Consider the following 13717-nt stretch of genomic DNA (forward strand, 5'->3'; position numbering starts at 1 on the left):
CTCATTCTGAGCGTTCACGAAGGCAAAAACGTCAGCAGAATGAGCCGAGCACCCCACCGCAAGCGAAACACCAATGGGGCCGAGACGGCGCATACCTTGCAGCCCCCAGCCATCAAGACCTGAACGCCCTTTGGGCGCACGCGACGCGTATCCCCGTCCTTCCGCATTCCTGCGTCATTTGTGCAGGGCGGGTGATCCCCCTCCCGCCGCGCGGGTCTTGGCTGCATCCTCCTGCTCATTGGCGCGGGCCTAGTCCCGGTTGCATGCGCAACCGGCAATCTAGGAAAGGAAAAGCCAATGAAAAAGGACATTTACCAGGACGTAACCAACAAGATCATCGCTGATCTGGAGCAAGGCGAACTGACATGGCTCAAGCCGTGGAACAGCGGCAATATGGAAGGGCGGATCATCAAGCCGCTACGGCATAACGGCATCGCCTACAGCGGGATCAATGTCCTGATGCTTTGGGCGGCATCCATTGAGCAAGGGTTTTTCTCTCCCCACTGGATGACCTTCCGGCAGGCAAAAGAACTTGGCGCGCACGTGCGCAAGGGCGAATGCGGCAATCTGGTGGTTTATGCCAACACGATCACCAAAACCGAGGAGCAGGACAACGGCGAGACGGAAGAGCGGCAAATCCCGTTTATGAAGGGATACACCGTGTTCAACGTCGAGCAGATTGAAGGCATGCCCGAGCACTTCTATGCCAAGCCCGAACCGATCACTGATGATGTGCAACACAATGAGGAAGCCGAGGCATTCTTTGCCGCAACCGGTGCGGTTGTTCGTCATGGCGGTAATCGCGCCTATTACAGCGGCGGCAGCGACCATGTGCAAATCCCGGTCTTTGAGGCGTTCCGCTCTCCAGAAAGCTATTATGCCACGCTTGCCCATGAACTTACCCACTGGACAAAACACGAGACGCGCTTGACCCGCGATTTTGGCCGTAAAAAATGGGGCGATGAAGGCTATGCAAAAGAAGAACTGGTTGCCGAACTAGGCGCGGCTTTCCTTTGCGCCGATCTGGGTCTCACACCGGAGCCCGGCCTTGATCATGCCGCCTATATTCAAAGCTGGCTGAAAGTCCTGAAGGACGACAAGCGCGCAATTTTCAGTGCCGCAGCGCATGCGCAGCGCGCAGCAGATTACCTGCACGCGTTTCAATCCAACCAACAAAAGGACGGGGTTGCCGCGTAAGCGGCGTCTCCTATCCCTTGGAGGGCAAAGACATGGAATTGCACAACATCATATGGCGCGGCATTGAGATTGAGATCACGTTCACGGCAGAAAAATTCAGAATCTCCGATCATATTGAACTCAGGACAGTGGAACGGCAACCGCTGCCCGTGACCGAGACCGGCTATCGCTCACACTTTATACCGGCTGGCTCAGTTGACGCCTATGGCGGCGCACGCGCCTTTGTCACCGCATGGCTTGAGCATGAAGCAAAGCGCACCCGCTGGACGGTGCGCAGTTGTCCTTGTTTTCATGAGGGCAATATTTTCGCGCCCGCTTGGAAGGCGGGCGCGAAGAACAGAGTATCCCGTCAGGGTGACGGGATACATGCCAATTCAACTTGTCTTGACAAAATGTTATCATATTTGATACTATGGTTGATGAGTTGGAAGATCACGTTCTATAGCGAGAAGGTAGAAAAAGAGACGCTGACATTGCCAGCGGGCATCTTGGCTAACTTCCTACGGATCACCGAGTTGATCGAGGAATTTGGCCCTGATCTGGGACGACCACACACCGCGCCGCTTGGCAAAGGTTTGTTCGAAATCCGCGCCAAGGGCAAGGAAGGCATATCGAGGTCAGTGTTCTGCACCGTGAAGGGACAGGAAATCGTGATCTTGCTGACAGCGATTAAGAAGTCCAACACCCTGCCAAAACGGCAAATGGTGACGGCTAACAAGAGAATGAAGGAGGTTCAGGACAATGACTGAGCGACCAAGTTTAAAAGAGATGCGCGCCAAAGCGCTGAAAAACCCCGAGGTGAAGGCGGAGTATGACGCCTTGGCATCAGCCTTCGAGATGAAGCGGCAAATGATTGCGCTGCGCAAGGCGGCAGGGCTGACACAGGAAGAGATGGCGGAAAAACTTGGCACCAAGCGCAGCAATATCTCGCGCCTTGAAAGCATGAGCGCGTCCAACTCTCCGTCAATTGCGACCATTGAGAACTATGCGCGCGTCTTGGGATATTCCCTGCGCGTTGGCTTTGAGCCAGCCGCCGCACGCTGAGCTACCTCTCGAACGAAGGTGCGTTGTGGGAAAGCTTTGTTGGGCCAGACCGCTCGTTCGTAAATCGCTCTCGATCTTGCACCAACTCTGCGCTCTGATCCTTGAGATTAGAGCGTTCGATTGACTGAAAGCATTTCAAAGAACGCCTAACTTCGAGATCTCGAAACACCAAATCATCTTTAAGCTTCTGATCACGCAGATGGGCTTGCCACGCAAGTTCTTCGTTTTGCCGCCTAATTTGACGATGTTCACCGCGAACACGATCCCACAAACCCTGTAAGCCAGAACGAAACCGTGCCTGTCTTTGTTTCGATTCTACAGATCGCCGCTCTTCCAACTTGGCGATCAGTAGTTCTCGCTCACGGCGTTGCTTCTCGACAAGTTTTTTTAGCTTTTGTTCTTGATGGACTTTGACCGCGTGCTGCCTTGCTTCCAGTTCTTTTTCCCAGCGTGATGCAGCGTTCTGCATGGTATGGGCGATCTGATTTTTTGCTTGTTCAACAGATGGAAGGACTTTCGGGTCACCAAGTTTTTCCCCGACCTCTTTCGTCTTCAGTCCTGTCCATTTTGGGACGGCGTATACCTCGCCGTGAACATCGACGGCAACAAACCCGCGCCGATCACCACGCGCAAGCACATACCCTGTCTCTTCCAAGGCATTTGCAAAAGCCTTTTTGGTGTCCGAGACCGACCATGCTTCTTGAAACGTCCGCTTGATCTCTCTCGCATCCTTGCCCTGACGCTTGGCCTGTTGCCATTCTGCGAGCGTGAAGTTTCTGGGATCACGGTTGCGCTTATCGCGATATCCTTCAGGCAAGCGCCAGCCATGTTCCAAAAACAGATCCTTTGAGACCTCATTCAATTTGGTCTTAAAGAACGGAAGATTGATGGCTATCATTTCTATCACATCGATACGTGACCAGACCACATGAGCATGGCGGCGTCCCTCCTTTTCATGAAAGACAATTGCCCGCGCCTGATCGCTCAGCCCCAAACGTTCTTCGATCCGCTCAATCGCTTTTACAAAATCTGCCACCCGGACCTGCTCAGTTTCAGGCGGGCTAAGACTGAGAGAAAAAAGATACTGCTGGCAGCGTGTGCCTTTTGAGATTGCGTCCGTTTCCTGAAACGCCCCGTACAGGTCGTCGGCTGTGAAGCCGCGCAGTTCATGAACATCGACATGATCATTATCGCGGTCATTCATTAAATGCGCGGCAAGCTTTAAGCCGCCGCTGCGCTGGGAGCCTTTCAGGATCATGGCTGATCCTTACAGTCGTATCCGAGCGCTTTCATCAGTTCTGCCCTGATCGCCAGTACAGCGGCGCAGGTTGCCATCAGTTCTGCCTCGACTTCAGGAGAAAGCGGCAGCGCGCCAACATTGGCCGCTTTGGCAAGCTGATTGAGATTGTTCGCCAGCCGCAAGTTGCCGAGTAGACCAAGCGCCCGTGCCAAAGCGGCATGATCTTTGACGGGTGCCCCGCCTCGTGTTCTGCGCGGAGATAAATCACCATCAAGCAGTTTTGCTTTGATAAAAGGCCCAAGGGGCATTCCGGCGGCAGCTGTTTCCAGCTTTGCGCGCTCTTCCTTGCTCAAACGCAAAGAAAAAGGTGGCGGTGTCTTCTTGCGACCGGGCTTCGATGTTGTAACTGAGAATGTCTTCTTAAGATGGCTCATAATTCCATCTCCAGAATCGGCAGTTCAGTGTGTTTGAGTTGCTCCTCCCAATTGGCTAAATCCTGAAAAATCGCGTTCGAGTTTTCTCCGGTCAAGCGCACCATTTTTCACGGTTTCTAGTGTCTTTCCCTTGGCGGGTTTCTGACCGTCCCCCAGATAGCCCCCAAGGCCGATTGCGTCTAGCCGGCCTCGGCGAGGGTGATGGCGCGTCCCGGTTCACCTTTCTTGGCGCAGAAATGCATGCTGCGCGCAAAGGTGCGGGCCTCCTTGCGGTCCTGCGTGATGGGGGTGGGCTGGAATGCCATGCTACACTCAGGATACAATCGAGGCACTCACCGGGCACCCAACATGTAGATCTTGGGAAGAAATCAGGTTTCTCCTAGGCACCATGTTCGCAGGATATTCGGCCCAATCCCGAGAAAGCTTTGCCCCGATTTACATCGGATCAATGTGTCCAGGGACCGCGGCGGTCGGTTGCAAAGTTTTCGGCATATCCACGGGCGCGAATGTTGGGCTTGCGGGTCTTCGGCTCTATCACCACCGCATCAATGCCGTGATCGCTTGCGTATTCCTCGGCAGCCTCACGGGTGTCAAAGCGCAGACGTACCTGGCTTTGCATGTCGCCTGAAGAGGTCCAGCCCATCAGCGGGTCGACAGAGCGGCGCTCGGACGGAGCGAAATCCAGAACCCAGGTCTTGGTCTTGGCGACCCCCGATTGCATAGCGTTGCGGGCGGGTTTGTAGATGCGCGCTTTCATGGCCGAAATCTCCGTTTCTGTGAGGCCGTTATGCTAGATTTGCGCGTGCCCGGCAAGCCGGGTATTCAGGACAAACTGTTGCATAAGGCCGCAAGGCCGGATCAGAGATTAAAGCAGTGTTGGGGGAGTGAGAGGAAGACCTGCCCTGAACCTGCTGCTCCGGCGCTTGCTTCATAACAGGTAAGGACCGGGTTCGCCCTTGGGCAAGCCCAAAGCGACAGAGTTAAGACTAAAGGACAGGCCCGCGACCTGTTACTGACAGGTTTTGTCAGGGGGTGGGGTTGAAAGGCGCGGCAAAGCCATCAAGTTTGTCACTTCTGAAAGGCCGTAGCACATGCACAACAATTCTCCTGAACAGATGCCGCTGATGCACGCGCCCGCGCCCGACGTGCGGGTGCGCGAAAAGCTGGAAGGCGGCCAGCGGTTTGTGATGCAGACAGAGTTCTCTCCGGCGGGCGATCAGCCCACCGCGATCGTGGAACTGTCAGAGGGTGTCAATGCAGGCGAACGCGATCAGGTGCTGCTGGGGGCGACCGGGACCGGCAAAACCTTCACCATGGCCAAGGTGATCGAGGAAACCCAGCGTCCCGCCATCGTCCTTGCGCCTAACAAGACGCTGGCCGCGCAATTATACGGCGAGTTCAAGCAGTTCTTCCCCGACAACTCGGTCGAGTATTTCGTCAGCTATTACGATTACTACCAGCCCGAGGCCTATGTCGCGCGGTCCGACACCTACATCGAGAAGGAAAGCCAGATTAACGAGCAGATCGACCGGATGCGCCACTCTGCCACGCGCTCGCTGCTGGAACGTGACGATGTGATCATCGTGGCCTCAGTGTCGTGCATCTACGGGATCGGCTCGGTCGAGACCTACGGCGCGATGACGCAGGATCTGTTTGTCGGCAAGGAATATGACCAGCGCAAGGTGATGGCCGATCTGGTGGCCCAGCAATACAAGCGCAACGATCAGGCGTTCCAGCGCGGCTCTTTCCGGGTGCGTGGCGATTCGCTGGAGATCTTTCCCGCCCACCTTGAGGACCGCGCATGGCGGCTGTCCTTCTTTGGCGACGAGTTGGAGGGGATCACCGAGTTCGATCCGCTGACGGGTGAAAAGACCGGCAGTTTCGACCGCATCCGCGTCTATGCCAACAGCCACTATGTGACCCCGCGCCCGACGATGAATCAGGCGATCATCGGCATCAAGAAAGAGCTGCGGATGCGGCTGGATCAGCTTGTGGGCGAAGGCAAGCTGCTGGAAGCGCAGCGGCTGGAACAGCGCACCAATTTCGATCTGGAAATGCTGGAAGCCACCGGCGTCTGCAACGGGATCGAAAACTACTCGCGCTATCTGACAGGCCGCGCACCGGGCGAACCGCCGCCCACGCTGTTCGAATTCATCCCCGACAATGCGATTGTGTTTGCCGATGAATCCCATGTCAGCGTTCCGCAGATCGGCGGAATGTACAAGGGTGACTTCAGGCGCAAGATGACACTGGCCGAGCATGGCTTCCGGTTGCCGTCCTGCATGGACAACCGCCCCCTGAAGTTCGAGGAATGGGACGCGATGCGCCCGCAATCGGTCTTCGTCTCTGCCACGCCCGCCAAATGGGAGCTGGAACAGACGGGCGGCGTGTTCACCGAACAGGTGATCCGCCCCACGGGTCTGCTTGATCCGCAGGTCGAAATCCGGCCCGTTGAAATGCAGGTGGATGATCTGCTGGACGAGGTGCGCAAAGTTGCCGCCGATGGGTTCCGCACGTTGGTCACGACACTGACCAAGCGCATGGCCGAGGATCTGACCGAATATATGCACGAACAGGGCATTCGCGTGCGCTATATGCATTCGGATATCGACACGATCGAACGGATCGAGATCCTGCGCGACCTGCGGCTGGGTGCCTTCGACGTGCTGATCGGCATCAACCTGCTGCGCGAAGGCTTGGATATTCCCGAATGCGGTCTGGTGGCCATTCTGGACGCCGACAAGGAAGGCTTTCTGCGCTCTGAAACCTCTCTGATCCAGACCATCGGGCGGGCCGCGCGGAACTCTGAGGGGCGCGTTATCATGTATGCGGACCGGATCACCGGCAGCATGGAACGCGCGCTGGGGGAAACCAACCGTCGCCGCGACAAGCAGATCGCCTATAATGAGGAACATGGCATCACGCCGTCGACGATCAAGAAGAATGTCGATGACATTCTGCAAGGGCTGTATAAGGGCGATGTGGATATGAGCCGCGTGACGGCCAAGATCGACCCGAAACAGGCAGGGTCCAACTTGGCCGCCGTGCTGGACGGGTTGCGTACCGACATGCGCAAAGCCGCCGAAAACCTGGAATTCGAAGAGGCCGCGCGCCTGCGCGACGAGGTCAAGCGGCTGGAGGCTGTCGATCTTGCCTTGCATGACGATCCGATGGCCCGGCAATCGGCGGTCGAGGCGGCGTCGGATGCTGCCACAAAAGCGCGCGGGCGCAGCACCGCAGGCAGGCCGGGTCAGCATGGCGGCAATGTCAAACGACGCAAGCGATAGGCGAGCCGCGATCTTGCCGCCCCTGAAACCACCGGGCTGAAAGACGCTTGCCCGCGCTTTGGCGGCTTTTTGCTCAAACGACCAAAAATATGGCGAATAGGCCAATTTTCGAGATGCTCGGGATGTTATGTCTTCTTGTTGTCATCCTGCTCGGATAGGTTGATCTGGCATCGGTGCCCAATGCTGAATCGATGCGGCGCAATTGGAGGAGGAGCGTGCAATGAACCCGTTAAGCCAAGGTTACCAATTTAGTGCAATGTGGTGGCGTTTTTGCGGGAATATCGCGGAAACCAATCTGCGCGTTTTGCAGACCATGTCCCAGACAGGGATCAAGCGGGCGAATATGGCGGCTGTCCCGATGCTGGCCTTCGGGGTCTATGCAGCAAGGTCAATCACGCCAGTACAGGATGCCGCAGCCCCGTCGCCCTCGGCCCTGAGCGTCGCGCGGCAGAATGCCCATAAGATGGGCGTTGAAGCGTCCCGGCCCGACGTGGCCAGCTTTGCACCGATGAGCAATTTTCAGGCGCAGAACAAGAACCCATCCTTCGTCGACAGCGACGCTTCCGCGCGCGCGGTCTGACGCCTCAAACCCTGCTTTGCGTCGCGGTCTGTTATCAAGGTCTGCGTCGCGGATGGCACGAGTGGGCGGGCAAGAACCGGCCATAAAAATACCGAAAGACGGGTCCTGAGGAGTGATCGTTTTGCCGTGCACAGGCATCGCTTGTTAGGCGGCGGTCTGGACCAGATGCCATGTCTTTCTGAAGAGGCGCGGGTACGGCATCGCCCTTAGCTCTCGGGACCTTCGGTGACGAAGGCAAGCACTCGGCTGGATTCGTTCAGCCGCAGTGCTTGCCTGTGTGGTTCGGACAACAACAGCGCTGCCAGCCCCGCACCGCCGGAGGGCGTGGTTTCCAGATCATGCGCTGCAAGGCGCGGTAGCGTCCGTGCAACCGCATCGTCCGACAGGGTGACCGCCATATCTGCATCGCGGGCGAGCCCTTTTAACGCGATCAGTGATGGTTCCTTGCAGTCCAGCCGCCCCATGATGGAGACAGGTCCGGTGGTCGTGATGGCGCGCCCCTCTGTCAGGGACGCCGCAATGGCGGGGGCTGCGTCCGGTTCCACGATGATAATGCCGGGCGCATCGCCCCAAACTTTGCGCGTAAACGCGGCAACCGCAGCGGCCAGTCCACCGACGCCGGCTTGTACAAAGACGTGTGTGGGCGAATCCGCGATCTGATCCGCGACCTCTGCCATCAGCGCGAGATATCCTTGCATCAGCCGCCAGGGTCGGTCGGTATAGCCTTGCCAGCTGCTGTCGGACAGAAGTCGCCAGCCGTTAACCTCGGCGGCTTTTGCGGCAGCGGCCATGCTGGCCTCATACTCGGCACCTTCGCGGACCACCTTCGCGCCTTTTTCCGCCAGCCGGCGTGCGAAGCTTTCAGGCACGGTTTCGGCAACGTAGATCACGGCATTGGCCCCGAATATCTGCGCCCCTGCTGCAACCGACATTCCGTGATTGCCTGCACTGGCGGTCACATAGGTGATGCCGTGCAGCGCCTCTGCAAATGGGTCGGTCCCGGTTTGCACCGCGTCATCGGCGATCACATAAGCCGCGCCAAGCGCCTTGAAACTGCCAAGACCCATTCGCCCGCGTTCGTCTTTCGCGCTAAGCTGCGCGATGCCTGTCGCGCGCGCCAGTTCCGGCAGACTGCGCAGCGGCGTGGGCGCATAGGCCGGGCAGCGCGCCAACAGGGCAAGCGGTTTTGACGCGTCGTCGGACGGATAGTCGATCCCTTGCGGCAAGGCGATGCCAGAGTCGAGCTTCCGGAAAAGATTTGGGCGCAGTTGCACAATTCAGCCTTTCTGAACAGCATTGTGTTAGTGAGCCCAGCAATTCGGCATGTCGTCAATCCCCCAAGATTGGCTTTGAACCACGTCGCAGGACGCATTCAAGCCGCAAACCGTTTGTTCTCAAAACATGCCGCCGGGCAGCGGTTGCCGTAACGGCAATTAACTTTTTGTCGCAAGTGAGCCGAAACTGTCACAAACTGTCGGCATAAAACTTCGGAATCGAAATGCGGCCTGGGGGGTCATCACATGTCATATTGGTGGAAATCATTCGTTTTTGGCACGAACGGCGGCGACAAGCTGATTGGTTCTGCGTTCAATGACCGCATTTTTGGCTTTGGCGGCGACGATACGATCGAAGCAGGGGCCGGAAATGACATCGTTTTTGGCGGCAGGGGCGATGATGTCATAAATGGCGGCGCGGGCAATGATGTGCTGGAAGGCGGGCGTGGTTTTGACACGGCCGTCTACGAGGGTGGCATTGGCGATTATGAGATCACCATGCCCACGCGCGGACCGTGGTGGTCGTTTGGCCGCTGGTCCCCCACGACTGTTAAATCCGCCGGGGACGTTGCCGATACCGGGACTGACAAGCTCTGGGGGATCGAGGCGCTCTATTTCAAAGGCGACGATTTCACCCTTTACCTGAACGGTCAGAACAATGACGTGCTTGCCGGGGATGACGCGCTGTCGGCGGGCGAAAATGAGGTTCTGGTTGTTGCTACGGCTGACCTTTTGGCGAATGACCGCGAGTTTGACGGCGACACCATGACGGTGATTTCGGTGGGCGCCACCGCAACTGCGGGCACCTCCGTCAGCCTGTCCGGCGGCCAGGTGACCTATGACCCCGGCACAGCGTTTGACGCGCTGGCAGAGGGCGAGACGGCCACCGACAGCTTCAGCTACACGGTGGATGACGGCAAGGGCGGCACCGATACCGCCACCGTGACAGTGACCATCACGGGCGCTAACGACGCCCCCGTGATCGCAGCACTGGCCGCCGTGACCATCGACGAAAACACCGTGGACGTGTCCGCCGCGATCAGTGCCACGGATGTGGACAGCGCCAGCCTCAGCTTCAGCCTGTCCGGCGCGGATGCGGGCCTGTTCCAGATCGACAGCATCACGGGCGCACTGTCCTTCGTGACTGCCCCGGATTTCGAGGCTCGCGGCGATGCGGATGGGGACAACATCTATGACGTGACGGTCAGCGTCAGCGACGGCATTGACAGCGACAGCGCCGATATCGCGGTGACAGTGGCCGATGTGGTGGAATTGCCGCCACTCGATGCGCGGGTGAATGAATTCCACTACGACAATGCCGGTGCCGATACCGGTGAATTCGTCGAGATCCGACTGGCGGCCGGCACCGATCCGTCGCGCCTGTCGCTGGAGCTGTATAACGGCAGCAGCGGGGCGCTTTACAACAGCTTTGCCTTGCCGGGCACACCGGCTGGCAGTGACGGGACCTATGATTATTACGTGATCGACACGCCCGGGTTGCAGAACGGATCACCCGACGGCATTGCGTTGATCGGCGACGGCGCGGTGGTGGAATTTCTCAGCTACGAGGGCACGCTGACCGCCGCAGACGGCACCGCTTCGGGTCAAGTCTCGACCGATGTAGGCGTGGCAGAGGCCGGATCGACCCCGATCGGCCAATCGCTGCAACGCAATGACGATGGCACTTGGCGCGGACCAGAGGGTGAGACGCGCGGGCTGGACAACGATTTTGTGCCAACACCCGAGATCGTCATCACCGAGATCATGCAGAACCCGTCTGCCGTATCGGATTCCAGTGGTGAGTATTTCGAAGTCTACAATGCCGGGTCGGGCGATGTCGATCTGAACGGCTGGACCATCTCGGACAATGATTTCGACAGCCATGTGATCGACAATGGCGGGCCGCTTGTGGTGCCGGCAGGCGGTTACCTCGTGTTTGGCAACAATGCTGATATGGCGACGAATGGCGGCGTGAATGTGGATTACGCCTATAGCGGCATCGCGCTGGCCAATGGTGCCGACGAGGTGGTGCTGACCTCCCCCGACTTTGGCGAGATTGACCGCGTGGAATATGATGGCGGCCCGGCTTTCCCGGACCCCAACGGCGCGTCGATGGAACTGGTCGATCTGGCGGCGGACAATAATGACGGTGCCAACTGGACAACGGCCGTGGCGGATTTTGGCGATGGCGATCTTGGTACGCCGGGGGCGGCCAATGGTGCGGCACCTGCGGCCTTTGCAGGCCGTATCAACGAATTTCATTATGACAATGCTGGCAGCGATGTCGGCGAATTTGTCGAAATCCGTGTCGAGGCAGGCAGCGACGTGTCGCTGGCGTCGGTTACGTTGTATAACGGCAATGGCGGCGCAAGCTATGCCACCTATGACTTCCCGACTGCCGCCAGCTCTTCGGATGGCACCTATGACTACTATGTCATCGAAACGCCCGGCATCCAGAACGGCAATGACGGTATCGCCCTGTCCAATGATGGCGCGCTTGTCGAATTCCTGAGCTACGAAGGCAGCTTCACGGCTGTCGGTGGCCCGGCGGACGGTGTGGAGGCGACCGATGTTGTGGTCAGCGAAGCCACGACCACCCCCATCGGCCAGTCGCTGCAACGCAACGATGATGGCACTTGGCGCGCGCCAGAGGCCGAGACGCGCGGCGAGGCCAATGACGCGGATGTGACACCTCCGGGTGAGTTGGTGCTGATTTCGCAGATCCAGGGGGCGGGTTCGATGTCGCCCTTCGACGGGCTGGGCGTGACCGTGAATGCGGTTGTCACCTATATCGGCGCGGGCGGCTTCTTTCTTCAGGAAGAGGATGCCGATGCTGACGCCGATGCGGCCACCTCCGAAGGTATCTTCGTTTTTGCCGCCGGTCTTGCTCTGCCATCGCTGGGCGACCGGGTCAGCGTTTCGGGTACGGTGGACGAGTTCTTTGGCCTGACGCAGATCACCTCTGTCACCGACATCACGGTGGAACTTGGCAATCAGCCGATGCCCACGGCAGCAGAGATCCTGCTGGATCCGGCGGTCTCGCAGGACTTTGAGGCGGTCGAGGGCATGCGCATCTCTCTCGACAGTGGAGTGGCGGGCGAACGCATCACCGTCACACAGAACTTCAACCTTGACCGGTTTGGCGAGATCACAGTCTCGGCCGGCAATCAGGTGCAGGGCACGCAACTGTTCGATGCCCAGACCGAGGCCGCGCAGGTGGCGGCGGTGAACCAGGGCAACATCAACAACCGCCTGCTGATCGACGATGGCGTGAGCGCATCCAACCCGACGGAGTTCGCCTATATCCCGGTCGAAGCGGCATTTGATAATGGCAACGGCTATCTCGATAGCGGTGATACCTTCACAAGTGACGGACCGACGTTGCGCCTGGGGGCAGAGATTGACGGGCCGACCACGGGCGTCATGTCCTACGGCTTTGGCGCGTACCGGATGCTGGTGGATGGGCAGTTGAACGTCGACCAGACCACAAATACCGGTGCTCGTGTTGCAACGCCGGAAGATGTCGGCGGCACCCTTCAAGTGGGCGCGTTCAATGTGCTGAACTACTTCACCACGCTGGGCAGTCGCGGGGCCAACAGCGCGGGCGATCTGGCGCGCCAGACCGCCGCAACGGTTGAATCGATGCTGACCTCCGGCGTGGATGTGTTTGCCTTGCAGGAGATCGAGAATAACGGCTTTGGCGCAGGATCGGCCATGCAGACGCTGACCGATGCGCTGAACCTGTCCACGGAGGACGGGGCCAATTTTTCGGTTGTTGATCCCACGGGCGGTGGGGGCGGTATTCTGGGAACCGATGCGATCACCACCGGGATCGTCTATGACACGACCAAGGTAACGCTGATGGCCAGCGATTTCCTTGTGTTTGACGAACCCTCGGCGGCGGCGACATTCGCATTGGCAGAGGTTCTGCACCCGTTTGTTCCGGCTGGCGACCAGATCAGCGATTTCCAGCGCTCGCGCCCCGCCGTCGCCGCCACCTTCATGGACAACGACAGCGGCGAGGTCTTCACCGTCGTCTCTGTTCACTTCAAATCCAAGGGCGACAGCAATCTGCAAGATCTCGCAGAAGCGGCACAATCCTATCTGGATGGCGGCGGCACGGGCTTTACCCAGGCCGATGTGGATGCGCTGACCAGTGATCCCAACTACGATGCCGGCGACGGTCAGGGGTTCTGGAACGGCGTGCGCACGGATGCCGCGGACGAGCTTCAGGATTGGCTGGGCAATACCTATCAGGGCGGTGTCAGCAGCTATGTGGTGCTGGGGGATTTCAATGCCTATGCGCAGGAAGATCCGGTTCAAAGCCTGCGCGATGCGCCAGACACGACCGATCTGATCGACACGTTCATCGGGCAAGAGAATGCCTATAGCTTCGTGTTCGATGGCCAGCGCGGCACGTTGGATCAGGCCATCGCCTCGGATGAATTTGCGATGAATGTTACCGGGCTGACGGAATGGCACATCAATGCGGATGAGCCGGATCTGCTGAACTATTCGTCACAGTTCAAAGACCCGGCTTTCTACAATGCCGATGTGTTCGCATCCTCCGATCACGACCCGCTGATATTGGGTCTGGACTTCAGCGACACCACGGTGATCGGCTAAGGTCGCTGTACAAATTGCACTTTGCCCCCGCCGGT

The 13717-nt window shown here is 58.4% G+C and carries 11 protein-coding genes; 6 read left to right on the forward strand and 5 right to left on the reverse strand.

The features are described 5' to 3' along the window. Nucleotides 1–297 precede the first annotated feature (297 nt). From B8991_RS18615 to B8991_RS18625, 3 genes are read left to right on the forward strand one after another with little or no spacing between them, the layout of a single operon-like run. A complete protein-coding gene (locus tag B8991_RS18615) occupies nucleotides 298–1197 on the forward strand; it encodes an ArdC family protein (RefSeq protein WP_084354706.1) in 900 nt (299 codons plus the stop codon). 32 nt (nucleotides 1198–1229) lie between these two features. Continuing rightward, complete coding sequence (locus tag B8991_RS21760) at nucleotides 1230–1946, forward strand: type II toxin-antitoxin system RelE/ParE family toxin (RefSeq protein WP_218673262.1); 717 nt, start codon at nucleotides 1230–1232, stop codon at nucleotides 1944–1946. Beyond that, complete coding sequence (locus B8991_RS18625) at nucleotides 1939–2241, forward strand: helix-turn-helix transcriptional regulator (protein ID WP_084354709.1); 303 nt, start codon at nucleotides 1939–1941, stop codon at nucleotides 2239–2241. Before B8991_RS21760 ends, B8991_RS18625 begins: the two co-directional genes overlap by 8 nt. A gap of 1 nt (nucleotide 2242) precedes the next feature. On the opposite strand, the gene B8991_RS18630 is transcribed toward B8991_RS18625, so the two are convergent. The 4 genes from B8991_RS18630 to B8991_RS18640 form a co-directional block, all read right to left on the reverse strand. Next, nucleotides 2243–3499, reverse strand: coding sequence for a relaxase/mobilization nuclease domain-containing protein (locus tag B8991_RS18630; RefSeq protein ID WP_084354711.1), 1257 nt, complete (start codon nucleotides 3497–3499; stop codon nucleotides 2243–2245). Beyond that, the gene (mobC, locus tag B8991_RS18635) at nucleotides 3496–3915 is read right to left on the reverse strand and encodes a plasmid mobilization relaxosome protein MobC (protein ID WP_084354714.1); all 420 of its coding nucleotides are present in this window, start codon (nucleotides 3913–3915) and stop codon (nucleotides 3496–3498) included. The genes B8991_RS18630 and mobC overlap by 4 nt, the downstream gene beginning before the upstream one ends. Before the next feature lie 179 nt (nucleotides 3916–4094). Continuing rightward, complete coding sequence (locus tag B8991_RS22210) at nucleotides 4095–4220, reverse strand: hypothetical protein (RefSeq protein ID WP_268876754.1); 126 nt, start codon at nucleotides 4218–4220, stop codon at nucleotides 4095–4097. A gap of 140 nt (nucleotides 4221–4360) precedes the next feature. Next, nucleotides 4361–4672: an ETC complex I subunit gene (locus B8991_RS18640; RefSeq protein WP_084354717.1), complete on the reverse strand. Its 312-nt coding sequence runs from the start codon at nucleotides 4670–4672 to the stop codon at nucleotides 4361–4363. Nucleotides 4673–5006: 334 nt separating this feature from the next. On the opposite strand from B8991_RS18640, the gene uvrB reads away from it, so the two are divergent. Then, nucleotides 5007–7202: an excinuclease ABC subunit UvrB gene (gene uvrB / locus B8991_RS18645; protein ID WP_084354720.1), complete on the forward strand. Its 2196-nt coding sequence runs from the start codon at nucleotides 5007–5009 to the stop codon at nucleotides 7200–7202. 256 nt (nucleotides 7203–7458) lie between these two features. Next, nucleotides 7459–7782, forward strand: coding sequence for a hypothetical protein (locus B8991_RS18650; protein WP_084354721.1), 324 nt, complete (start codon nucleotides 7459–7461; stop codon nucleotides 7780–7782). Between the two features lie 206 nt (nucleotides 7783–7988). On the opposite strand, the gene B8991_RS18655 is transcribed toward B8991_RS18650, so the two are convergent. Then, nucleotides 7989–9056 carry a diaminopropionate ammonia-lyase gene (locus B8991_RS18655; protein WP_084354724.1) on the reverse strand — a complete coding sequence of 356 codons (1068 nt, stop codon included), beginning with the start codon at nucleotides 9054–9056 and terminating at the stop codon, nucleotides 7989–7991. A 246-nt stretch (nucleotides 9057–9302) separates the two neighbouring features. Between B8991_RS18655 and B8991_RS18660 the strand changes: the two genes are divergently transcribed. After that, nucleotides 9303–13682 carry an ExeM/NucH family extracellular endonuclease gene (locus B8991_RS18660; RefSeq protein WP_084354727.1) on the forward strand — a complete coding sequence of 1460 codons (4380 nt, stop codon included), beginning with the start codon at nucleotides 9303–9305 and terminating at the stop codon, nucleotides 13680–13682. Nucleotides 13683–13717: the final 35 nt, after the last annotated feature.

The organism is Primorskyibacter flagellatus, assembly GCF_900176485.1.
GTDB classification, from domain to species: Bacteria; Pseudomonadota; Alphaproteobacteria; order Rhodobacterales; family Rhodobacteraceae; genus Primorskyibacter; species Primorskyibacter flagellatus.

Coding starts and splice junctions, on each gene's coding strand:
- B8991_RS18615 (WP_084354706.1), top strand. CDS start 298: ATGAAAAAGGACATTTACCAGGACGTAACCAACAAGATCATCGCTGAT.
- B8991_RS21760 (WP_218673262.1), top strand. CDS start 1,230: ATGGAATTGCACAACATCATATGGCGCGGCATTGAGATTGAGATCACG.
- B8991_RS18625 (WP_084354709.1), top strand. CDS start 1,939: ATGACTGAGCGACCAAGTTTAAAAGAGATGCGCGCCAAAGCGCTGAAA.
- B8991_RS18630 (WP_084354711.1), bottom strand. CDS start 3,499: ATGATCCTGAAAGGCTCCCAGCGCAGCGGCGGCTTAAAGCTTGCCGCG.
- mobC (WP_084354714.1), bottom strand. CDS start 3,915: ATGAGCCATCTTAAGAAGACATTCTCAGTTACAACATCGAAGCCCGGT.
- B8991_RS22210 (WP_268876754.1), bottom strand. CDS start 4,220: ATGGCATTCCAGCCCACCCCCATCACGCAGGACCGCAAGGAGGCCCGC.
- B8991_RS18640 (WP_084354717.1), bottom strand. CDS start 4,672: ATGAAAGCGCGCATCTACAAACCCGCCCGCAACGCTATGCAATCGGGG.
- uvrB (WP_084354720.1), top strand. CDS start 5,007: ATGCACAACAATTCTCCTGAACAGATGCCGCTGATGCACGCGCCCGCG.
- B8991_RS18650 (WP_084354721.1), top strand. CDS start 7,459: ATGTGGTGGCGTTTTTGCGGGAATATCGCGGAAACCAATCTGCGCGTT.
- B8991_RS18660 (WP_084354727.1), top strand. CDS start 9,303: ATGTCATATTGGTGGAAATCATTCGTTTTTGGCACGAACGGCGGCGAC.